General features: G+C 62.5%; 15 protein-coding genes. 6 read left to right on the top strand and 9 right to left on the bottom strand.

Translation table 11 applies throughout. The features are described from left to right. Positions 1-3: 3 nt before the first annotated feature. From AC07SZ_RS25150 to tagH, 7 genes are all read right to left on the bottom strand, one after another. Positions 4-2,412 carry a M23 family metallopeptidase gene (locus tag AC07SZ_RS25150; RefSeq protein ID WP_494916334.1) on the bottom strand — a complete coding sequence of 803 codons (2,409 nt, stop codon included), beginning with the start codon at positions 2,410-2,412 and terminating at the stop codon, positions 4-6. After that, positions 2,409-2,804 carry a DUF1036 domain-containing protein gene (locus tag AC07SZ_RS25145; RefSeq protein WP_081294656.1) on the bottom strand — a complete coding sequence of 132 codons (396 nt, stop codon included), beginning with the start codon at positions 2,802-2,804 and terminating at the stop codon, positions 2,409-2,411. The genes AC07SZ_RS25150 and AC07SZ_RS25145 overlap by 4 nt, the downstream gene beginning before the upstream one ends. 117 nt (positions 2,805-2,921) lie before the next feature. Beyond that, entirely contained in the window at positions 2,922-5,504 is a 2,583-nt protein-coding gene (locus AC07SZ_RS25140) for a serine/threonine-protein kinase (RefSeq protein ID WP_494916332.1), read from the bottom strand. 5 nt (positions 5,505-5,509) lie between these two features. Then, positions 5,510-6,283 (bottom strand): PP2C family protein-serine/threonine phosphatase, encoded by a 774-nt coding sequence (locus AC07SZ_RS25135; protein WP_056565005.1) that lies wholly within the window; start codon positions 6,281-6,283, stop codon positions 5,510-5,512. Between the two features lie 159 nt (positions 6,284-6,442). Continuing rightward, positions 6,443-10,000, bottom strand: a complete 3,558-nt coding sequence (gene tssM / locus AC07SZ_RS25130) for a type VI secretion system membrane subunit TssM (RefSeq protein ID WP_494916330.1) — start codon at positions 9,998-10,000, stop codon at positions 6,443-6,445. A gap of 22 nt (positions 10,001-10,022) precedes the next feature. After that, positions 10,023-11,504: a type VI secretion system protein TssL, long form gene (gene tssL, locus AC07SZ_RS25125; protein ID WP_494916329.1), complete on the bottom strand. Its 1,482-nt coding sequence runs from the start codon at positions 11,502-11,504 to the stop codon at positions 10,023-10,025. 300 nt (positions 11,505-11,804) lie between these two features. Further along, complete coding sequence (gene tagH / locus AC07SZ_RS25120) at positions 11,805-12,860, bottom strand: type VI secretion system-associated FHA domain protein TagH (protein ID WP_494916328.1); 1,056 nt, start codon at positions 12,858-12,860, stop codon at positions 11,805-11,807. A gap of 246 nt (positions 12,861-13,106) precedes the next feature. On the opposite strand from tagH, the gene AC07SZ_RS25115 reads away from it, so the two are divergent. Genes AC07SZ_RS25115 through AC07SZ_RS25090 form a run of 6 tightly spaced genes read left to right on the top strand, consistent with a single transcriptional unit; the run spans position 13,107 to position 19,463 of the window. After that, positions 13,107-15,434 (top strand): type VI secretion system Vgr family protein, encoded by a 2,328-nt coding sequence (locus AC07SZ_RS25115; protein WP_494916326.1) that lies wholly within the window; start codon positions 13,107-13,109, stop codon positions 15,432-15,434. A gap of 10 nt (positions 15,435-15,444) precedes the next feature. Further along, positions 15,445-15,870 carry a DUF6484 domain-containing protein gene (locus AC07SZ_RS25110; protein ID WP_056564993.1) on the top strand — a complete coding sequence of 142 codons (426 nt, stop codon included), beginning with the start codon at positions 15,445-15,447 and terminating at the stop codon, positions 15,868-15,870. Next, positions 15,870-16,943, top strand: a complete 1,074-nt coding sequence (locus AC07SZ_RS25105; protein WP_494916440.1) for a HEAT repeat domain-containing protein — start codon at positions 15,870-15,872, stop codon at positions 16,941-16,943. The genes AC07SZ_RS25110 and AC07SZ_RS25105 overlap by 1 nt, the downstream gene beginning before the upstream one ends. Before the next feature lie 4 nt (positions 16,944-16,947). Beyond that, entirely contained in the window at positions 16,948-17,907 is a 960-nt protein-coding gene (locus AC07SZ_RS25100; protein ID WP_065004919.1) for a DUF4150 domain-containing protein, read from the top strand. A gap of 10 nt (positions 17,908-17,917) precedes the next feature. Beyond that, complete coding sequence (locus AC07SZ_RS25095; RefSeq protein WP_494916325.1) at positions 17,918-18,472, top strand: SMI1/KNR4 family protein; 555 nt, start codon at positions 17,918-17,920, stop codon at positions 18,470-18,472. Between the two features lie 13 nt (positions 18,473-18,485). After that, a complete protein-coding gene (locus AC07SZ_RS25090) occupies positions 18,486-19,463 on the top strand; it encodes a type VI immunity family protein (RefSeq protein WP_494916324.1) in 978 nt (325 codons plus the stop codon). On the opposite strand, the gene AC07SZ_RS25085 is transcribed toward AC07SZ_RS25090, so the two are convergent. Then, a complete protein-coding gene (locus AC07SZ_RS25085) occupies positions 19,450-20,541 on the bottom strand; it encodes a beta-ketoacyl synthase N-terminal-like domain-containing protein (protein ID WP_056564984.1) in 1,092 nt (363 codons plus the stop codon). The two genes, AC07SZ_RS25090 and AC07SZ_RS25085, sit on opposite strands and share 14 nt — an antisense overlap. Next, positions 20,541-21,596 carry a DUF2169 family type VI secretion system accessory protein gene (locus AC07SZ_RS25080; RefSeq protein WP_494916323.1) on the bottom strand — a complete coding sequence of 352 codons (1,056 nt, stop codon included), beginning with the start codon at positions 21,594-21,596 and terminating at the stop codon, positions 20,541-20,543. Before AC07SZ_RS25080 ends, AC07SZ_RS25085 begins: the two co-directional genes overlap by 1 nt. Between the last annotated feature and the right edge of the window lie 22 nt (positions 21,597-21,618).

Below are 21,618 nucleotides of genomic sequence, written 5' to 3'. Positions count from 1 at the left end.
GCCTCAAAGCGTATTCTGAATCGAACCTATGAGGGCGGTGACGGCCTGCTTGTATTCTTCGAACTCCGGCGATGTCTGGCGGATCTCCGTAGTCGTCGTCTGCGGGCTGGCGTCGGTGGCCACACGGCTCAGCTTTTGGCCCATCTTCCTTTCGGCCCAGTCCACCACATAGCTGGCTGTCTTGCCGGTGAGAAACGGGTTGGCCTGGATGACGGCCGACCCCAGCACGGCGCTCAGTTGCGCCGAAGCTGGCGCCGACAGCACCTGGTGCGCGCCTTCCATTCCCAGGAAATGACAGAGATAGAGCCGGCCGGCCGTGATCTGGTGGCCGCGCGCCCGAAGATAGGCCTCGCCTTCGCGCGCCAGATTGCGCACCATCTCTCGTGAAATGGTGGCGTCGTAGCGCAGAGCCAAGAGGTCGGCGGTCGACAGCGTGCGCGCGAGTTCCGGACGATAGGTATTCATCATCCGGATCCAGGTCTTGGTTATGAACTGGCCGGCGCCGGTCGCCGAGGAATTCGGGTTCTTGGCGCGGGCGCTGCCGCCGCTTTCGACGTGAACGATCCGCTCGGTCAGCGTTTCAACGGCGACATCGCCGGAATTGCCGGCATCATAGGTGGCGACCGTGGTGGAGGTCCCCAGCGGATCGATCGCCTCGCCATTCTGGTAGAGCTCGAAATGCAAATGCGGGCCGGTCGAAAGCCCGGTGGTGCCGATATAGCCAATGACGTCGCCGGCCTTCACCTTGGTGCCGACGCCGCTCGCAATGGCGAATTTTTGCATATGCGCGTAGCGCGTTTCGCGCCCGTTCGCATGCGAGATCTTCACCAGATTGCCATAGCTGCCGCCGTCGCCCTGGAAACTGATCTCGCCATCGAAGGCCGCCTCGACCGGCGTGCCGACAGGGGCTGCCCAATCGACACCCTTGTGGATGCGAACGACGCCGAGGATCGGGTGCTTGCGCGGGCCGAACGTCGAGGTCATGACCCCGTTCACCGGCGTGACCATGCCGTTGGCGACAGTCAGCGAGCGCACCTCGTCATTGCCCGTCACGCAGGCGAACTGGCCGTCGCTCTGCTGGAAGACGAAACAGTCGATGGTCTTCTCACCGCCCTGGACGCCGACATAAAGCACCCGCCCGGACGTCTCGTCCTTGCCGCGCGGCGTCTGCGAGTAGATCAGCACCAGGCGCTGGTCCTCGCTGGCGAAGGCGTCGAGGTCCTGTCCTCGCGACAGGTACATGATCGCCTCGCCGATGACGCCGGTCGGGACCTTGTTGCGCGCGGCCGTCGAATAGATCGCGTCGAGCAGGCGGTATTGCCGCTTGGGCCCGCCTTGATCGGTACCGGAATAGTTGAACAGGTCCTCGCGCACCCAGGGGTCGACACCCGACACGAAGGCGCCCGCGGCGTCGCGCGTCAGCGTGCCGACAAAGACATTCTTGGCGTAGACCGAAACCTGCATGAGCGACATCGTGGCCGTGCCGCGGTTCGGCCGGAACCCGCGCATGGCGACGACATAACCCGGTTCCAGCCCGTCCCGGTTGAAGAGCGCCTTCAGCGCTTCGCCCGCCAGTTTGGCATCGTCGGTGGAGAAATGTGCATCGAGCACAACGCTGTCCAGGCTGCGGTCGTTGAGGATCTTCACGAACGTGTCTTCGGTCGCCTCGAAGCGCTGGTATTCGTTGGTCACGGTTGCCACGGTCGTATTGTTCTCGATCTGGGTCTTCGTGAAAGCGGGCAGCGCTGCCTCGCCCTGATTGACGGTCTCTCCCCAGCCGGCCTCCGGGTCGTCGGCATCCTGCTTGGGCACCGGAACAGCCGGGGCCCCACCCGCATCGGGTGCCGCCTGAAGGTCGTTATTCAGGTCGCCCTGCTGGTCGTCCGGTGGCGACGCCGGGGCAGGCGGGGCGGCCTGCTCTGTGGGTGCGGCGGCCGGAGATGCCGGAGCGGTCCGCCGCTGCGCCTGGAAGAACGCGAAGTCCTCCTGCGTCGACGGGATCGTCGTCATGAACTTTTCGCTGGCGCTAAGCATCACGTCGGAGAGGATCTCGATCTGCGGCGAGGCGCCGGAACTGTCGAGCTCGGCCGGCCGTGCCACCGTATGGCCCTTGCTTGCGGTGTCGGCATCGGGTGCCAGGGTGATCCACATCGGATCTCCAGCCAGGTCTATGATGGCGGGCACGTAGACGGAGGCATCGGCCGGCACATCGTCCGCACCTTCGACGGCGTGCAATTCCTCGTCTTCGTCGCCGAACGACCAATAGTCCGCGGTTAAGTAGAAACCGGCGGCGATGGACAGCAGGATCACCACAGCGAAACCGGCAATGAGCCTGCGCCAAAGCGTGCGCCTGCGCAGCGCGGCTCGCGCCTGCTTCTTCTGCTTGAAGCTCGTGTCGATGCTGTGCGTCACGGACTGTTTCCGGTCAGGAAGAAGGTCCACCGCACCTGTTCAAGCGTATCGACTTCGAGAAATTGCGCCGCGATATGGCCACGCTGCCAGCAATCGTCGATGCCGCGTATCGAAAAGCGTCGTCGCTCGATGCACATCTCGGTCGATCCGGTAAGGATCGCGTGACCAAACACATCCGTCGCATAGATGTAGATGTAACGGTTCGTCAGTTCCTCGCGGATGACGTTCACGCATTGATTTGCGCCGATGGTCCACCAGCCGTCGGTCTGGTCCGCATTGTCGACCCTCTGGCCGACCGCCAGATTGACGACGTCGAGTGTCTGGTTGCAGACCGTGAATTCGGCGCGCGCTTCGCTGGATGCCAGCATGGCCAGCAGTGCCGCTCCCGCCATGACCGCGAGCTTGATGCGGCCAGTCAGGGCAGGCAGGGTTCGAGCCGGATCACGCTGCTCTATGGGCAGGGCGGCAGGGGGCAAACACGCGCGGCTGGGTTCCATCGGGCGCCCATGCTATCCGCCGAGCCGGAAATACTTGGCAGTGGCTGAAAACTGAGATCCGTCGGTTTCGATCTCCTCGAGAATTTTTGGCAGCAGCACCGAGGCTGGCGTTGGCGTGGAGAAGGCAGCAGCCTGAATATCCTGCGGGCCTGTGATCACCATTATGATCTGCGGCACGGCCTTCCCAGTGGCTTTGTCGGCGGCGCCCAGCCCGATCGGAATGCTGAAAGTGGCCTTGTCCGGTTGCACGACGATGCGGTCGTCGAGATTGAACACCATGCCCTTGTGGTCGATCAGCAGCACACTGGAAATGAGCCCGCCACGCGTCACCAGCGTACCGCGGATCGGCGTACCATCCGGCACCGATGTCCGGTCGAGAACAAGTTGCGGTCTGTCGGCCGCGGTCTGTCCCAGAAAGCGCAGAAAGTTGGTGACTTCGCATTGGCTCTGCTCAATGAGGCGGACGCTGATGTCCGGCTCGACACGGAATTTTGCCTGGAAAGCGCCCAGCATCCGTTCGAATGGCTGGACCGCCGTGCCAAATCCTTCGATCGCGGGGGGCTTGTCGGCTGATGACGTCATGGTCGCATAGAAACAGTCACCGCCGCTGAAGTCGCGAACCCAGGAGACTCGTTGCGCGCTGTCGTCGACAGGCGAGGGGATCGCTGGTTTGGGCACGTTCAACGCGACGACAGCTTGGTCCGGCTGTTTGGTTGACGGCAACGATGCGTTCTGACCCTCGGCGTTCGCGCCATCCGTCTGGCTTGCAGTGGGTTTGGGGGCCGGCGCAGCCGCCTCGGGTGCCTCCGGCCGACTGATCTGTGGCTCAGGCTTGGGGATCTGCACGGCCTCTGGCTGGGCCGGCGGCGGCGTTGCGACCTTCTCGGCTGGCGGGGTTGGAGCTGTCGTCCCGGATGCTGGGGCCGACATTTGGCTGTTGCTGGCCATCGTATCCGGCTGGATTGCCGGCGATGCCGTTTCGGACGGCTGCTTCACCTCCGCTGCGGATGGCTTCGGGGGTTCTTCGGTTTGCGCGGAGGCTGTGGGCTTCGCCGGCTCCGGCGCTTGCACCGGCTTGGCATCAGCCTGGCTTTCAGCCGACGGCGTGCCCGCTTCTGTTTGCGGTTGCGCCGCCATTGCCGGCGGCTTCGGGGGTGCCTCGGCCGGTGAGAGAGCTTCCGCGGGTTTGGCCGGCCGTGGCTTTTGAGCCACCTCTGCCCCTGGCTGATTTTCAGCCGGAGCCACGCTGGCTTCCGGCTGTGCGGGCGGAACCGGCTTTGCCGGTTCCGGGGCGTTCGCGATCTTGTCGGCCGGGAGCGGCTTTGCCGTTTCCGCAGCAGGCTTTGACAGTTCGGACGCGGAAAGCGACGTCTTGCCCGCAATCGGCGGCGCAGGCGTCATGAAGCCGGCCAAGTAAAGGCCCGCGCCTGAGGCGACAGCCAGCATCGCCACGGCGGCGATCGCGGCGGTGCGGGTCCTTCCGGGTTTTCCTGGAGCGTTGCGTGCGGCAGCACGGGGCGGGCTGGGATTCGCCCGAGGCTGCGGTTCGGATAAAAGCGCGGGCCGGACATGCGGCACGAAGGGCTGCGCGCCCGCGCCCACTGCCGCTGGCGCACCGTGTCCCGGGACGTAGGATGGCTGGGGCTGCGCTCTGGGATCGGGAGCAAGGGTCTGCCCGGCTCGAGGCAAGCCCGGCCGGTCGCGGGGGGTGATCGACGTCGGCGGCGTTGTTTCTTCGTCCTCGTCGCGCGTCATCCTGGCGATATCCGCCATGCTGACCGGCCGGTCCCGCGGATCCGGTTGCAGCATGGCTTCGACAATGCCGCGAAAGTCCTCGTCGATGTCGGCGAGGTCGGGCACGGTCCGGCGCTTTTCGATGATCTCGAACTGCGATCCGCTCATGTCGATCGGCTTGCCGCGCAGGGCGGCGGCCAGCACCAGCCCAAGGCTGTAGATGTCGGACTGTTCACGGACGTCGCCGCTGTAAAGGCCGAGCTGTTCGGGTGAAACGTAGTTGTACTTTCCCGCGAACTTTCCGCCGATCAGCGTCTCACCGCCCACGGTCGCCGATCGCGCAATGCCGAAATCGATGATCTTTGCACGGTCGACGCGGCCTCCCGGCAGGATGATGTTGTCGGGTGAAAGGTCGCGGTGGATCGCGCCCGCCTGATGCACGGCGCTCAGGCCGGATGCGAGGCGATGGCAGAGCTTGCGCACCTCTTCCACCGGCATCGGCCCGCGTCGCATGATGTCGAACAGCGACTCGCCGTCGACGAATTCCATGGCAAGGTAGGGACGGCCGATCCCGGGATCGATGGTGAAGACGTGGTATCGCACGACCGCGTCATGCGACAAATGGTTGAGGATCGAGGCCTCCTTGCGGAACAAGGACAGGATCGTCTGGTCACGGGCAAACTCGGGCAGGACGATCTTGATCGCGACGTGATCTCCGGTCTGGATGTTGTGGCCACGGTAGACCTCGCCCATGCCGCCGAATGCGATCCGCTCGTCAAGTTCGTAGATGCCGCTGAGCTGCGTGCCCACGGCGGTGTTGGCCACCTGCGGCGATATTCGCGTCTTGTCGTCGGCGCTCATCAGCCTCAGCCCTCCGCTCTCGACAGATCAGCGCTGAGCGATTGTCCATTGCGCCCGTTTCCGATCTTCACCAGCACAATGGTGACATTGTCCGTTCCGCCTCGCGCCAGCACCGTTTCCAAAAGATTTTCGCAGGCCCCCTGCGGCGTTGCCGACACCACCGCTGCCTCGATCTCCGCGTCGGTGACATGCGCTGTCAGCCCATCGGTGCTCAGCACGAAAATATCCCCCGGCATCAGTTCGCCTTGCTGGAAGTCGATGATGAAGTCATCGCTGACGCCGACCGCATGCGTGATGACATTGCGGCGTGGCCAGGTGAGCGCCTCGGCTGCACTGATCATGCCTCGGTCCAGCAGTTCCTGCACTTCGGTGTGGTCCTTCGAAATCTGCGAGATCGAGGCGTTGCGGATCAGATAGATCCGGCTGTCACCCGCCCACAGACAGGCAAACCGTCCGTCCATCGCCAACAGGGCGGCGACAGTGGAGCCGATGGTGATGCCGCGCGATTCCGATATCCTGCGGATCTCGGCATTGGCCCGGCTCAGCCTGTCCTCGAAGCGCGCCCGCAGGTCCGGAGCGGAGCTTGCGATGCCGATCGTGGCCAGATGGTCGACAATGCTGGCCGAGGCGACCTCTCCGGCATCATGCCCACCCATCCCGTCGGCCACCACCCAAAGCCCGGTTCGTGGCTCCAGCAGATAGTTGTCTTCGTTGACCTCGCGGACACAGCCTTTGTGGCTCACGCCGAAGCTGTCAAAGGGAAGGGCGACATTGCTCAACTTGCCACCAAACGCGTCTTGCGCGTCCTCTGCGGCGCACTCGCGGGCGCTCGCTCTCGCCACTTTGCCACAGGCTCGACCATTAAAGTATAGAAATTAAGGTCCGGGCGCGTGAGGCTCATACAGGCTGTCATTGTATTGAAAAGCTCGAAGCTCATTTCAAAACGCCTTCGGACAGCTGAATCCCGAGAGTGCGGGAAGGAAGAAGGGGTTGGGCCCGGAGCCGGTCTGGATCGTATAGGTGACGTCGCGCCCGCCGATCACGAAGCGCGCTTCGACATTGGGGTCGTTGCCGCTGATGGTCGCCTTGTCCAGCAGCCGTTTCAGCGCCCACGGCCCTTCGAACTTGAGGGCGGATTCGCGGCCTGGCATCTCCGGCGTCAGGCTCAGACTGGCGGATCCGGAAGCCGTGCCGCTCGGCCAGGTCACCGTGCTCGGCGTGTTGCCCGCCTGGTTGCTCTGGACGGTCTGGCCATCGACATCGAGCACCGCCGCGTCGGCGTCGCCATGCAGTGAGAACGGCGTGAAGGTGACGCTGACCGAGGGCACCGAACCGCCTTGGGGGAAAAAGGCGCTGCGGATTTCGGCCGCCAGCTGGAAGTTCTTCAGCGTCGACTTAGACAGGCCGCGCCCGAAGCGCGCATCCTGCTTCCAGCTCCAGTCCTGGCCCGTCATGTCGATCAGCGACGCGAGATTCTGGGCGAAGAACCGGTCCATCAGCCCGCCGGGGGCGAACAGTTTCGCGAAATCCGCCATTGCCATGTCCTCGGCACCATTGCCGGAGAAAGGGTAACGGCCGTTGACGGCCGCCTCGCAGGGCGCCGTGACCGATTGATCAAGCATCTGGTTCAAATTCGCCACCGAGGTCTCGGTGACGTTGCCTTCGAACTCGTCCGCCGTCGCATTGACCATTCTGGCGAGCTGCTTGGGCAGGCGTGAGGCATTGGCGCGAAGGGTGGCTATCTGGAGTTGCAGGTTTGCGTTGACGCGTTCCGTCTGGGAGGGAACGTCGGTCGCCAGTTTCAGGCTCTGGTAGATATCGCGGAAATTCTGGGTCAAGGCATCGATCGGGCGGTGTCCGGCAGGACCGCTCACCAAGGCCTGGAATGACCTGAACTGCGCTTCGATGTTGGCCCCGGGATTTTGGTTTTGCGCGTTTGCGGATCCTGTGCCGGCACGGCTTTGCGATTTTCCGGTGGCGATTTGTATGCCGATGCGAGCCAGGCCCCTGGCCATGTTTACAGCCTCCTGTGACTGGCCTTGAACCGTGCCGGCTTCGGTGCCTGAGTCCTGGCCGGAAGCAGTGCTCCGCGTCAGTGCTGTCTCGTCGGCGATCGCCGTAAACAGCTGTTCGATCGGCGAGGATGGCGAGGCGACGGCGGAAAGCGCGATATAATGCGGCTTGTCCTTCAGCATCGCCTTGAACTTCAACCCGTCGAGAACGCCGTTCCACGCCGTTGCGAACTCCTTCCCGTAACGATCGAGAAGTTCGGGGCCGAGCTTGAGCAACTCCTGGTCGATGCCGCCTTGCTCGCCGCCGCCGCCGAGCACCCACTGGTCGTCGACGAGCATCTGCGCAATGTGCGAAAGCTGTCCGAGATAGAAGTGGTTGAAACCTGCCCAGGTATAGAGGCCGGGCACGCGAAGGCCCGACAGATCGCTGCCATCGACACGTTCGAACAACAGCCGCGCTTCCGGTCCGCCTTTCATGGAAAAGGAAAAATCGTCCAGCGCCGCCGAATACACCGCCGACTTGATCAAGGCGGAGGCGCGGTCGGCGAGGCTCATGCGCCCGAGCGAACGCTGAGCGGCTTCGATGAGGGGCTGGTTGAGTTCGAAAACCGGATCATACGCGTCGTCCAGGGCAAGCATGGCGCGCAGGTGCTTTTCGAGTTGCTCGCGTCCCGCGCGGTTGTTCTCGCCTGGATACCGGTTTTGCTCCCAATCCTGCTTCATCCAGGAAACGATCAGCGCGTCGTCGACCTTCGGCGCCTTGCCGCCGAGCATCAGATAGATCTTCAACGGCTCGTAAAGCGCGGCGGGATCGGCCATCCTGGCCTGGATCGTCCGCTCGGCCTGGATCAGCAAACGCGACCGCAACATGCGTTCCAGCGCTTGCCGGTAAGCCGTCCTGGACGCCGAAACAAGTCTCTCGCGTTGGCCGAGGCCGAAGGTCTCCTCGATCGGTGTCGACACGTCGCCGATTTCGAACCCGGCCGGCAGATCGCGCAACTGGTCGAGCGGGCCGATGACGTTTTCGAGGTCGACGTCGGTGACCTCGGTAGTTTTGAGCAGCGCGTCCGCCGTCGCGCGATACTGGCCCATGGCCAGCGTTGTGGAGGCGATCAGCGACCTGTTGGCCGTGAAGCTCAGGGCCAAGGTGCCGAGGGCCGCCGCGGCGATCAACGCGATGGCGCAAAGTCCTGCAAATCTGGCGATCGCCGCACGCCTTACAGCCGATTTGTCGTAGGAGACCCATCCGGATTCAGCAAAAATGACGCCCGTCAGCAGATCATGCAAAAAGAAGCTTTTGCCGGTTCCCGAAAAATGGGCGCGGGAATTGCCGCCGAAGCTGCGGCCGATCGCGCCCAACACCTGGTCGATTGGCGTTCCCTCTTGCGTACCTGACGAAAAATAGAGGCCACGCAGGCTGACATTCACCTGGCTGCGGGCCGGATCGAACAAGCCGGCGATAAAACGCGCAATTCGGCTCTTCAGCGCCCCAAACTGCGCCGGAAAGCCAAAAGCGGATATGCGCGCTACCGGATCGACCTCTTCTTGAAGGCGGTCCGGCATCTCTTCGACCAGGCGTCTTGCCAGCGCATCGAATTCGGCCGGGGCCTCGGCCGCCATGTTCTTGTTGCGATCCGTGGTTTGGAACGTCGCGCCCCAGACCTTGCGTCGGCGGGGCTCATCGAAAGCGCCGAAGTAATCCGTGAACCCCGAAACGAGATCGGCCTTGGTGAACAGCAGATACACTGGAAACTGGATCTTCAGCGTCTCGTGGATTTCCCGCAGCCGGCTGCGTATCTCCACGACGTGAGCATCAAGCTGCTGATCGTCGAGGCTGATGAGATCGGCGAGGCTGATAGCCAGGATGACGCCGTTTATCGGCTGCCGCGTGCGGTATTTCTTGAGCAGCGACAGGAAGGCGAGCCAGCTCTTCTTGTCGCTCTCGGCATTGGAATCCTGCGTCGTGTAGCGTCCAGCGGTGTCGATCAGCACGGCCTCGTCGGTAAACCACCAGTCGCAGGCACGTGTTCCGCCGACACCGGCGACCGGCTGGGCATCACCCGAACCTGCCAGCGGAAAATTCAGACCCGAATTGACCAGTGCCGTTGTCTTGCCCGCTCCGGGCGGGCCGATGATGATATACCAGGGGATCTCATAGAGGAAATTGCGCTTGCCGCTCGACCGTTTGAGCGCGGCGATGGCTTCGTTCATGCGCGCCTCGAGCACCAGTGAGTCGTCATCCCTGTCATCATTGCGGGCAACGGCGGTCTCCAGCGCCTTTTGTGCCTTGCGCATCCGCCAGAAACGCAATCCATGGAAGAGCGCTACGGCCGCCACGATCACACCGATGATTGCCGCGCGCAGCCAGGCCGGCCCGAGAGGACGGCTATCGGCGAAGCGGATCAGAGGTCCGGCAAACCACACTGCCGCTGAAAAACCGGCCAGCGCGATCATGCTGAATATCCGCGGCAGCCAACGTGTCATCGGCGCATCCAACCGGCCCTGCTCACAATGTCTCCTCCTTGGCGATCATCACATCGACACGGCGGTTCCTGGCGCGGCCTTCCTGTGTAGCATTGTCGGCGATCGGCTCGTCCTCGCCCTTGCCGTCGACCGTCAGTCGCGAAGGATCGCTCAACTTCTGCGCCATCATGGTTTCGACGGCCTTCGCCCGGGCGACGGAAAGATCGAAGTTGGACTTGAACAGGCTCGACTTTCGTGGCTTCACATTGTCCGTATGGCCGACGATCCTGATTGGTCCGCGCTCCGGTTCCAGGGCGGCTGCGATGTCGGCGGCTATGGGCTGGAACTCCGGCTTCGCGTCGGCTCTGCCGGACTGGAACACCAGGAGATTGTTGATTTCAACGACGATGAAGTCGCCCTTCGTGCCGACGGTCAGCCCGCCGGCCTCGATATCCTTGGCCAGGGCCGAGCGGATGCGATCGATCTGCGTGGTCGTGGCTGCCGGAGGGGTGACTTTCGCCGGCTCGGCCAAAGGCGCCACGCTGGCGCGCTCGATGGTGATGGGTGTCGACGGGTTGAGGGCCAGCAATTCACCAGCGGTGGCGTCGCCTTCATTGGTGATGAAGACCCGCAACGCGAAGAATGCCGCCGTCAGCAGCGCCGCTGCCGCTGCCGCAACGGCCCAGAGCGGCAGGCGTGTCGAAGACTGCGTCATCGTTGCCGCCAGGCCCTGCCAGCGAGGCGAGATGTCTTCGTCCGCGCGCGGCCTGAAATAGCGAAGCGTTTCGTAGACGTCGCGCCGAACGCGTTCGAGATTGGTATCCTCGCGTGTCAGGCCGCGATATTGGCCCTCGTACCCCAGCGACAGGCACACATGCATCAGTTCGAGCAGATCGTAATGTGCCTCCGGGCTGGCCAGGATTTTGTTCAGCGCTTCGAAAAAGCCCGTGCCATTGGGCTCGACGTGGAAGAACCGCGATAGCATGCTGTGCCGCGCCCAGGCGTCCTTCCGTGGCCAGGGCAGGTTGCCGATGAGATCGTCGGCGGTTTCGCACAGGACAAATTTCGCAATCCGCGCATCCTCTTCGGCAACGCCTGCTTTCTCCAGTGCGCTGTCGAACTTGTCGATCGCCTCGGTGATGTGTTCCGCCAACGGCTCCGCTTGTCTCTCGACCGGGATAAGCCTGAACTGGCCGAACAGCATCAGCAACGGTGCAGCCGCGGCAAGGATCGGATTTGCCGCGGAATATCGGACACTGTCCGTGACATTGAGCAGGGTCTCCTGCGACAGAGCCGGAGCCGGCGCCGCCACGGGAGGAGTCCCCTGGTAAATCACGGTTCCGGATGTCCAACCGGGTGGTGTATGCTGGCCGACGCCGGGATCGAACACGGTCGAATCCTTGACCTGCGAGGGTTGTCCGCTATCCGCGACGGGAGGACTAGGGGCCGGTTTTCGCTCACGCCGTGGCGTGGCGCGAATGACGGTCTTGCCCGCCGGGCCGAAAGGATCGTCCTTCGAGCTCATCGTCGATCGTCCGTCCGTGCCTGGCTCCTGCGCCCTTGCCGGACAGGCGCAGAGCTTTTCGCGGTCGGGTAAAACAAAGCCGGGCCCTGCGTGGCAGGGCAGTATCGTGAGGACGGTTGGCTACATCTTGCTATCCCGCCGTAGGATGACATTTGCCGCAGACCCCCAGGTCGATGAGCCTTACCCGCTTGGCGAATTGTCGTATGCGATCGTAGTCTCAGAAACTCCCGATTGGAACCGGATGCCGCGCACCGAAGAGGTATCTTCGTCGGCTGCGGCGCCACGGCTCTCCTGAAGCGCCTATTTCTGCTTGTCGGCCTTGGCATAGGCTTCGCTGAAATAGGCCAGGAATATGTCCAGCATGCCGTTCTCGTGCGCTTCCTCCATGGTTCGCCAGGTCGCGACAAAAGCGTCCCAGGCCTGGCTCTTTTTCGACGAGAACGACGTCGGCGGAAGCTTTCTTCCGATCGCTTCGGGAGACAGGTCGTCGAGCAGCCGCGACAGCGCCGCTTGCATGGCGGCATAGGTGGCGAATTCGTGCGTCTTGAGATCGCGGAACGCATCCTCGATGCTGCGTCTGGCATCGAGATAGCCGGCACGGCGCCGCGCAAACATGATCTCGAGAATGTCGTCGGTTCCTGGGACGAACTTCAGGGGATTGTTGTCGGCCGCGCTGATCATCGTTCGTTGTGTGCTCTTGGCCAGCATTTTCGCGGCCGCGCGTGCTTTCAGCAGCAAGGTCACCTCCTCGACCACCGTCCGCAGCACCGCGCCGATTTCGGCGGCGACTTCATGCGGGTCGCGCGATTGCAGCAATTCCGGCGAGATACCGGCCGCGATCGCGATTTCCCGCAGCACCTCGTCTCGCGTCGAGGGAATCGGCGAGGGTTGCGACGAGAATGCTGGAGCCGCAACCCGCTGCCCGGACCGTTGCTCCGCGGGATCGAAGAAGGGCCCTTCTCCGAATTCCAGCGACCGATTTGTCGCGGCCTGCATTTCTCGCTGCGTCGAGCCGCGGCTGGGATGACCTGTCGCCGCGCGCTCGTCGTCGATCGACACGAAGATCACATAACGGCCGATTAGCATCCGGTCGCCATGACCCAGCCGATGCGGGCCGGCCATGCGCTGGCTTGATCCGTTGATGTAGGTTCCATTGCGCGAGACATCGTGCAGCCAGAACGCGCCTGCCTCGTATCGAACCTCGCAATGCCGGCCCGAGATGAACTTGTCGGGGTCCGACAAGGTCCAGTCACACGCATCGCGTCCGATTTCGAAGCTGCGGTCGCGCGCCGCGTAGCCGGTCGAGATGCCGGCGGGCAAGGCGTCGACATTGTTGATTTGCAGACTGATGTACATCCAAGGATCGCCGTCGAACGCTGACCGATACTCCACATTCTAGCAGTTTGCACATACAACAGGACAGCAGTGTTTCGAGCCGATGCATCGACAGGGCAAGGTTTGGCCGCTGTGCGCCCTCTTTGGTTGGCAGGACAATATGTGGTAGGCTCAACATGGCCTGGCGCGGCGGGTCTTAAAGGTTCCTCAGCGGATGGAACTTCAGATCCACCGCGTCGGCGGCCGCGTCCAGGAGGGGCACGACCCATGCCGAACGAACGTGCCACGGTTGTACAGACACCGGTTGGCGCCGAGCTGTTGACCTTCACGCATCTTGTCGGGCGCGATGAGATCAGCCGTTGCTTTGCCTATACGGTCGGGTTCGTCAGCCCCAGCTCCGACATCGATCCGCTGAAGATGCTGGGAGGCGTGGTTTCGGTCGAAGGTGAATCCGATCCGAAACGGTGGTTCAGCGGCCTGGTGTCGGAGTTTCGCCTGACCCGCATCGAAGACCGGTTGGCCTACTACGAAGCGATCGTCAGGCCGTGGCTCTGGTTCCTCGGCAATGCGACCGATTGCCGGATCTTTCAGAACATGACCGCTGTCGAGATCGTCGAAAAGATCTTCTCGAAATACGGTGCGGCGAAATTCGAGAAGCGGCTGCAAGGGTCGTATCCCTCGCGCGAATACTGCGTGCAGTATGATGAAAGCGATCTGGATTTCGTGCAGCGCCTGCTCGAGCACGAAGGCATCTTCTATTTCTTCGAGCATGACGAGGGCAAGCACACGCTCGTGCTGTGCGACGCCATGAGCAAGCTGAAGCCGGCGCCGGGCTACGAGAAGATACTGTATAATTTCGAGGGACATGGCTCGCGGCGCGACGTCGAATACATCACCGAATGGATTCCAGGCAGTTCGGTGCGGCCCGGGGCCTATGCCCATACCGACTATGATTTCCAGAAACCTGGCGCCGATCTGATGGCGAAGTCCGCCCAGCCGTTCAGCCACAAGGAAGCCTCCGGCGAGAATTATCGCCAGCCTGGGGCGCATCTCGATGTGGGGCGCGGCGACACCCTGGCCGGCATCCGGCGCGAGGAACTCCAGGCCGCGCATCAGCGCATCACCGCCGTTGGAACCGTGCGCGGCCTCCATTCCGGCTGTACCTTCAAGCTGGAAAGCTTTCCGCGCGACGACCAGAACCAGGAATATCTGGTGATCAGCGCCGAATACAGGTTGTTCGATCCGGGCTACAGGACCCAGAACGAGGCCCACAGCGAGAATTTCAAGGTCGTGCTCGGCGTCGCGCCGACTGCCTTGCCCTATCGCCCGCCACGGATCACGGCGCGGCCGATCATGCGCGGGCCGCAGACGGCGACGGTTGTCGGCCCTTCCGGCGAGGAGATATTCACCGACAAATATGCCCGGGTGAAGGTGCAGTTCCACTGGGACCGCCTGGGCAAGAAGAACGAAAACAGTTCCTGCTTCGTGCGTGTCTCGCAGACCTGGGCCGGCAGCGGCTGGGGCTTCATCCAGATACCGCGCATCGGCCAGGAGGTGATCGTCGACTTCCTTGAAGGCGATCCCGACCTGCCCATCATCACCGGCAGGGTCTACAACGCCTCGCAGATGCCGCCCTACGGCTTGCCGGGCAACGCGACGCAATCGGGCTGGAAATCCAACTCCTCGAAAGGCGGCGGCGGCTACAACGAGCTGATGTTCGAGGACAAGGCCGGCTCCGAACTGGTCAATTTCCAGGCCCAGAAGGACCACAAGCTGCTGATCAAGCACGACCGCGCCAAGCTGGTCCAGCACGATCAATCCGACCGCATCGACCACGACGCCAAGCACTCCGTCGGCCACAACCTCGACGAGGACGTCGGCAACAACAAGACGGTCAAGGTCGGCGTCGACCAGACCACGAATATCGGCTCGAACGACACCGAGACGGTGGGCAAGAACCGCTCACTGACAGTGGGGGCGAATGAGACGATCAGCATCGGTTCGAACTCGACGGAAACGATCGGCTCCAACCACTCGCAGACGGTGGGGATTGTCCAGACAGTGACTGTTGGCGCGGCGCGCATCGATACGGTCGGGGCCTCCGAGACACGAAGCGTTGGCGGCCCGCAAGCCAATACGATCGGCGCGACACGGTCGGTCACCGTGGGGTCAGCGCAAAGCCACGACATCGGGGCAGCCGACAGCTGGAACATCGCGGCGGCGCAAAGCGTCAATATCGGCGCTGATCAGAGCGTGACTATCGGCAGCGCCCAGACGTTCAACGTCGGTGCGGCGCGCAGCGCCAGCATCGCCGCCGACGATTCCACGACCGTCGGCGGCGCCCATTCCTTGGGTGTTGCGAAAGGCAGTTCGATCAACGTCGGCGAGAACAGCTCCATCAAGGTCGGCAAGAAGCTGGTGATCGACGCCGGTGACGAAATCCTGATCAAATGCGGATCGGCCAAGATCATGATGAAGAAGGACGGTTCGATAGGCATCGAGGGCAAGGACATTTCGGTGAACGGGTCCGGCAAGATCACCATCAAGGCTTCCAGCGACATTGTGATGAAGGGTTCGAAGATCAGTGAAAACTGAGGATGTGACGATGGTCGAAACACGTGAGCGTATCGAAGGGGTCGTGATCGGGATTTTCCTGGGGTTCGGAGAAGGTGCGCCGCTTGTCGTCTTCCCCGGCAATCCAGAAGAGATAGCCATCCCGGCCCGCAGCTTGACCGAACTCAGCTCCGAAATGATCGGTGCCGAAGTCGCACTGCTGTTTCAAGATGGCAATCCGGGTCGCCCTTTGATTGTTGGGCGCGTAGTCGAGCCGGCCCGCAAGGCGGCCTCGCCGCAGATCATTCGCGACGGCGAGATTGTGCGGATTGTGGGCAAGGAGCGTATCGAGTTGCGTTGCGGCGAGGCGGCGATCCTGATGGAAAAAGACGGCCGCATCACCATTCGCGGCACCTATGTCACCAGCCAGGCCAGCGCCGCCAATCGTATCCGGGGCGGATCGATCGATCTCAACTGATGTTGGCGGCACAGGACAAACCGAAAGCGGAAGGCGCGCCCGAGCGGCGAATAGTGCCGGATATCGTTCGGCAGCATGCCGAGCAGGCCGCGTTCTTCTGGGCGCAGCGCGACACGTTGATGGAGAGCGATCCGCCCGATGTCGATGTGGTCGCCGGCGTCGACAGGCGCCTGGAGGCCAACCTTGATGGTTTGCGCATCGCCGGTCCCGCCGCCTGGCCGTATATCTTGGCGGCGTATGAGGACTTCCCCGAAAAGGGCGAACTGTTCCTCTACGGATGGATGGGGATCGAGCAGACCGATGGTCGCCGTGTTGCCGAGGCCGTCGAGTTCGGCCGTCAAGGTGGCGACGACGCTCGCGGGCTGATCGGTGCGCTGGCCTGGCACGAGCCGACAACGATCGCCCCCTTGGTGCGGGACTGGATCGGAGCGCCGGATGCGTTCAAGCGATTTCTCGGTGTATCCGCCTGCCTCGGGCACAATGTCGATCCCAGGCAGATGCTGGTTCGACTTGTCCGCGATCCGGATGCACGGGTTCGCGCCACCAGCCTGCACCTCGCCGGAAAGCTGAAACGTGCGGACCTTGTGGAGGAACTGAGAGCCGCCTTGAATGATGCCGACGAGAAGTCGCGGTTCTGGGCGGCCTGGGCGCTGACCGAACTCGGCTCAGGCGATCTGGCCAGCCCTCAATTGCGGAAGGTGGCGGTCGGTGGTGGTGCCGATGCAATGACGGCCTTGCGCGCGGTGATCAAGGCCGAGCCGGACAAGGATGTGCGCGGCTGGATGGGTGGATTGCTCAAGACGCCGGAAACCGCGCCCTTGGCCGTGCGAGGCGCGGGTATGCTCGGCGATCGCACCCTCCTGCACTGGCTCATCCACCAGATGCGCACACCGGCGCTGGCGGTGCCCGCGGGGGCGGCATTTTTAGAATTGTTTCCCGAGGCACGGCTGGAGGACAGCTTGTTTTCCGTCGAGCCGGAAGTGCTCGGTGACGCCTTCGCGACGTATTTCGAGGACAACCCACCCTACCTGCCGGTAGCGGACCGGGTGAAGGATTGGGCAAGGGGGCTGTAAGGCGATGCCGTCACACATCTCCGTCAACAACCTTGGCCTGACCTACAAGGGCACGGTCGGCCTCTCGATGGCGACAATCCCGGATGTCTGCAAGACGCCAAGCCCCGGCGGGCCTGTCCCGCTTCCCTACCCCAATATCGCGGAACAATCATCGCTCTCCGATGGAACGACGACGGTGTTCGCAAAGGGCAAGATGATTGCCATCAAGGGATCCCACTACAGCCGAAGCAATGGCGACGAACCCGGCACCGTTGGCGGCGTAAAATCCAACGTCAACATGAAGGCGACGGACTGGATCACCTACTCCTTCGACGTGAAAATGGACGGCCAGAACGCCTGCCGCCACACGGACAAGAAGTTTCACAACGACAAGAATACGGTGGATCTTGGGGGCAATGTGGATCCCCGGAGCAAGACCGAAGGCACGGTTCTGGTGATCCTGTGCGAAGACGCGCCGAAGGGAAAAACGAAATCCGGAAAGCCGCGCAAAAAGTACGACGAGTGCGAGCTGGAAGAGATATGCGCCAAGATCAAGGCGTACGATGCCGCGCTCAAGGGCAGAAAGAGTTCGGAGTTCACCGAGGTCAAGCAGGCCGGCAAGAGATACGGGCCGGATGGCGACGGAACTAGAAATTCCGGCAACAACGTCTGCAAGTCGATCAAGCGCTACGCCAGGCTGGGCAAGGGTCCGGGCGGGGAAGGAAAGCCCGAGGACATGGGATTCCATGACGTTTCCCCGGACTGTCAGAAGAAACTCAAGGAGAAGGCCGAGAGCACGCGGCCAAAATACAGGCTGTTCAGCCCGGATCACGTCCAGGAAATCCAGCACAACGGCCATCCTACCCGGGGATCCAATCTTCGTTGGATGTCACGCCGGCCGAACAAATGGATCGGTGGTGCGATGAGCGATCTGAAAACGAGCGGCCCGAACCGACATACGGGCGTTCGCGGGGACTGCTGCTGATGGAGCCGCCATGCTGAACGATCGAGAGCGCACGGATCTTGTGGCCCAGCTTTTGGAGGCCAAGCGGGAACTCGACATGCTCACGCTGGATGAGGACATGACCGCTCCGCCGTCGAAGCCGGCAACGGAAAAGGACATCGCACGCTTCGAGAAGAAATGCGGGTTCCCCATCGAGCCGTCCTATCGCGAGTTCCTCTTGATGCATGACGGCTGGACCGACTTCGACGGCGACGCCGCGATCCTGGGGACGAGAGGAAGCAACGAGGAATGGTTCGAGGACACGCTCGAGATGGTCTGGGAGGTGTTCGAGGATTTTGGTGACGAGAATCCGGCCGACGACGCGGTCGCCGTCGTGCTCGGCGAGGACACCAACAATTACCTGTTCATGTGGCCGCCGCAGGAGGGTTCGGATGGCAAGGCGACGTTCAAGGAGTATGAGGACGGAAAGCTGACGCGCGAATACGTTGATTTTGACGAATACCTCACGGAGTTCCTGAAATCGTTGAGGCACTCCATCGAAGTGGAGCGCGAAGGTGCGGACCGCGGCGATGCCGACGAACAGTGATCCAGGAAAACCCTTGCCGGGATTCCCCGCCGCGCTCTTGCGATCGAGAGTGGTCGACGATGCGCCACTCAACAAGATCCTGCTTGAGGTTGTGATCTACCCGAAACGATTGACGGTCGACGATTTCGACTGGATTCTGGATGTGTATGAGGCGGTGTGCCCGAAGAGCCGCATCAAGCTGTTCAAGATAGCGGAATTGCCCTTTTGGTCGTCGGTTGCGGATCCGGTTCTGACGCAGGCGGCGCGAAGCGCCGACCAATCGAACTATCGGTTCTTCGAAGCGGCAAGAAAGCGGATCCGCGAGGGCAGGGGCCTTGAGGCCCAGCTTTGGGACGGTTGTGAGATCGACGATGACCGGGGAACATTCAGCCTCAACATCGAGGCGATGAAGCGACGATCGCTGGGGTTGGCCTGGTATGTCCGTTTTCTCTTTCCGTTGGATTTTCCCGTCGAGCAATTGACGCGTCTCCTGCGCACTCTGGCGGATCGAATAGATATCTATTCGGGGCATGGCGGGCCCGTCTTCGCCTTCGCGAGGGACAAAAAGGACGAGGCCTTCACGGAAATCTACGCCAAGGCCCGACGGTTCTGGGGCGTCGATATCGACATGCTCGACCTCATTCCGTTCCGGATGCGAAGCGAACTGAAATCACCATGTTGGATCAACCTGTTGGGCACGTCCTTCATGGACGACGCGGGCGTGGCTGCCCGCATCCAGGACCTTCGTGCGGACGCCGATATCGCCATATTCGAGCAACGGTTCGGAACAGTGTTCATGTTGGCGGCCGAACCCGACTCGCTCGATAGAAACCGGCTGGCCAGGAAGGTGCTTGCCTATCAGCAAATGGCCAAAGTGATGGACGGCTTTGTCCTCAGCGGCGTCGGCCCGCTGGCCGGCGACGGTTTCATATCCAACGCCGAATCCACCGACGAGTGGCTTCACCGCTTCTCGATCGATTCGAAATGGCTGACCTTGCCTACCGTGCAATAGGCCGGGGGCCGTCAGCCCCGGAACTCGGCCGGACGCCCGGTGAGCCGAGCAGGGCGGCTGCGCGCGAGCCGTTCTCGGAACTTGCCCAGATCAGCGACAGCGGGCCTTTCTGATAGTTACGCGCTTGCGCCTCGGTGACGAGACTGACGTATAGCGGCCCGGATGCCGCGCCGACGTCGCCCCAGCAGTCGGCCGGGGTTTCGAAATCAGCGGCGTCTCGGAAGCGGCCGGGATTGCGGATCACCGCGAAGCCATATTCGTTTCCGCGGTAACGTTCCCCGTTCATGTCGCAGATGATGCGATCGACGGGGTCTGTCGGCGCATCCTCGAACAGAGTCCGGAACGCCGCTCCCAAGCCCTCGCCAAGCACCACGGTCTCCGTCTTGATCTTGTTTTCTTCGCCCGCGGCCGACGTCGCGACAACCTCGAGCAGCGGTTGCAAACCGAGCGCGCGAGCTGTCGCCAATGTGGTCAACAGGCAGAATCCCGCCGCCTCGCCAGGGCAGAATCCGTAGATATTCCCCTCCGAATGCAGCTGTCCGTTCTCATCGAGCCACTCAAGCGTTTCGGGTTCGAGATAGGTGTCGACCCCTCCGGCGAGGCACAACTTGGCCTTGCCTTCGCGCAGCAACTTGCACCCGTGGTAAATCGCTAGCAAACCGCCGGCGTGACCGCCCGCGGTCGAGCCCCCGCCCTCCAATATGACGTGCTGTGAAAGCCGCCTGCGCAGCTTGGAGTTCACTTCAGCTGCGAAGCCTTGCGGTTGACCCGGGCGAGGTTCGCCGGTGGAGAGTATGAGCGAAACCTCGGTCGACGGCGTGCTCGCCAGCAAGGGCCGAAGCGCATCCAGCGCCGGCGAGATTGCGATTTCAACGGCACGGTCCGGACCGTTGAGGGTGACATCGATCCCGGTGTCGCGCGTTACCTTCATCAATTCTCCGAAGCGGTCGACCATGAAAGGGTGATCCTGGATCGCCGAAAGACGGGCACGTACCGCTGCCGCGCTTGACGACGCGTCGAAGCCAAGAGGCGTGCGCGCGCCAACGCCGACCACCACGATGACCGCGCCCCCGGCCATCACGAATCCTCCGCCGACCACACTCCGGTGGCCGCGATTGTCGGTGATACACCGATCCGCCTCTTCAGCCGCACCGTCGTGTTTTTCAGATGCTCCTCGTCATAGGGGACCGGCAGGATTGACATCCACGTGATCGAGAACTGCCGCAAATCGGGTTTGATGCGCAGTGTGTGGATCGGCGCCTCGTCATGCCTTCGGTCCGCCCGGCCGTAGAACTCGGTGGTGATCACGAACGTCACGCGCGGCAGCAGGAACCGCCAGAAGCCGTCAGTCGTGAAGTTGCCGAGACGCACGTCCTCGTAGCCGACGAGCGGTAGTTTGGTCTGCTGGTCTTGAGGGGCGCATTGATAATACAGGCGGCTGAAATCATGCGGCAAAAGCGGGTCCCGTGTCTTTTTCCATTCCTCGCCATAGGTGCCGGCGTGCTTTGCCCGTGGCTGCCAATGCCGGGCCACCGGACCGAAAGCTGCCGGCTTGCCGCTGCGATGATCGCGATAGGGTGCGTCGGGATATTCAAAGTTCGGTGCCGTCTTGCCGACCAGTCTTTGCGGGTTCACCGCAAAGCCGGTGCCGAGCGGATTGCGCTGATCCCAGTCCGGCGTCGAGGCCTCCATGTCCATGCCGCCATAGGTTCGGCGCCAGCTGATCGGCATCTCGACAAAGGGTTGCGGACGGCTCATGCGGACCGAAACCGGGCCGGGCATGAAGACACGGTCGCCGCTGACCCTGACGGTCTTGTCCAGATCGCCGATCTTGACGCGGGCGACGGTATCGAGGCTCGGCTGGCCGCCCGGTGCGTAAACATGCCCCTCGATCAGCACATCGGAATGTTTCTTTTCGATATTGAAATCGCTCTCGTCCAGCAATTCGTTTGGATCCGCGCCGTGAAGCGGAGCCTTGGTGACCGGGGTCTGGTCTTTCAGCAGCGTCTGTTTGCCGTCAGGATCGATCTCGAATGAGCCTTTGATCGCCACGAGCCAGACCTCATGGCCGCGTTCGTCGCGTGTCCAGTTGCGCTCTACGGCGAATGGCGTCTGGTTCGACAAGAGCCACATCGACGCGCTCTTTCAACCGGTC

This window comes from Mesorhizobium sp. GW821-FHT07A06 (genome assembly GCF_059419085.1).
Note: the sequence above shows the minus strand (reverse complement) of the source record. Positions and strands in the feature narration are given on the sequence as shown.

Coding starts and splice junctions, on each gene's coding strand:
- AC07SZ_RS25145 (WP_081294656.1), bottom strand. CDS start 2,804: ATGGCGGGAGCGGCACTGCTGGCCATGCTGGCATCCAGCGAAGCGCGC.
- AC07SZ_RS25140 (WP_494916332.1), bottom strand. CDS start 5,504: ATGAGCGCCGACGACAAGACGCGAATATCGCCGCAGGTGGCCAACACC.
- tssM (WP_494916330.1), bottom strand. CDS start 10,000: ATGACACGTTGGCTGCCGCGGATATTCAGCATGATCGCGCTGGCCGGT.
- tssL (WP_494916329.1), bottom strand. CDS start 11,504: ATGAGCTCGAAGGACGATCCTTTCGGCCCGGCGGGCAAGACCGTCATT.
- tagH (WP_494916328.1), bottom strand. CDS start 12,860: ATGTACATCAGTCTGCAAATCAACAATGTCGACGCCTTGCCCGCCGGC.
- AC07SZ_RS25115 (WP_494916326.1), top strand. CDS start 13,107: ATGCCGAACGAACGTGCCACGGTTGTACAGACACCGGTTGGCGCCGAG.
- AC07SZ_RS25110 (WP_056564993.1), top strand. CDS start 15,445: ATGGTCGAAACACGTGAGCGTATCGAAGGGGTCGTGATCGGGATTTTC.
- AC07SZ_RS25105 (WP_494916440.1), top strand. CDS start 15,870: ATGTTGGCGGCACAGGACAAACCGAAAGCGGAAGGCGCGCCCGAGCGG.
- AC07SZ_RS25100 (WP_065004919.1), top strand. CDS start 16,948: ATGCCGTCACACATCTCCGTCAACAACCTTGGCCTGACCTACAAGGGC.
- AC07SZ_RS25095 (WP_494916325.1), top strand. CDS start 17,918: ATGCTGAACGATCGAGAGCGCACGGATCTTGTGGCCCAGCTTTTGGAG.
- AC07SZ_RS25085 (WP_056564984.1), bottom strand. CDS start 20,541: ATGGCCGGGGGCGCGGTCATCGTGGTGGTCGGCGTTGGCGCGCGCACG.
- AC07SZ_RS25080 (WP_494916323.1), bottom strand. CDS start 21,596: ATGTGGCTCTTGTCGAACCAGACGCCATTCGCCGTAGAGCGCAACTGG.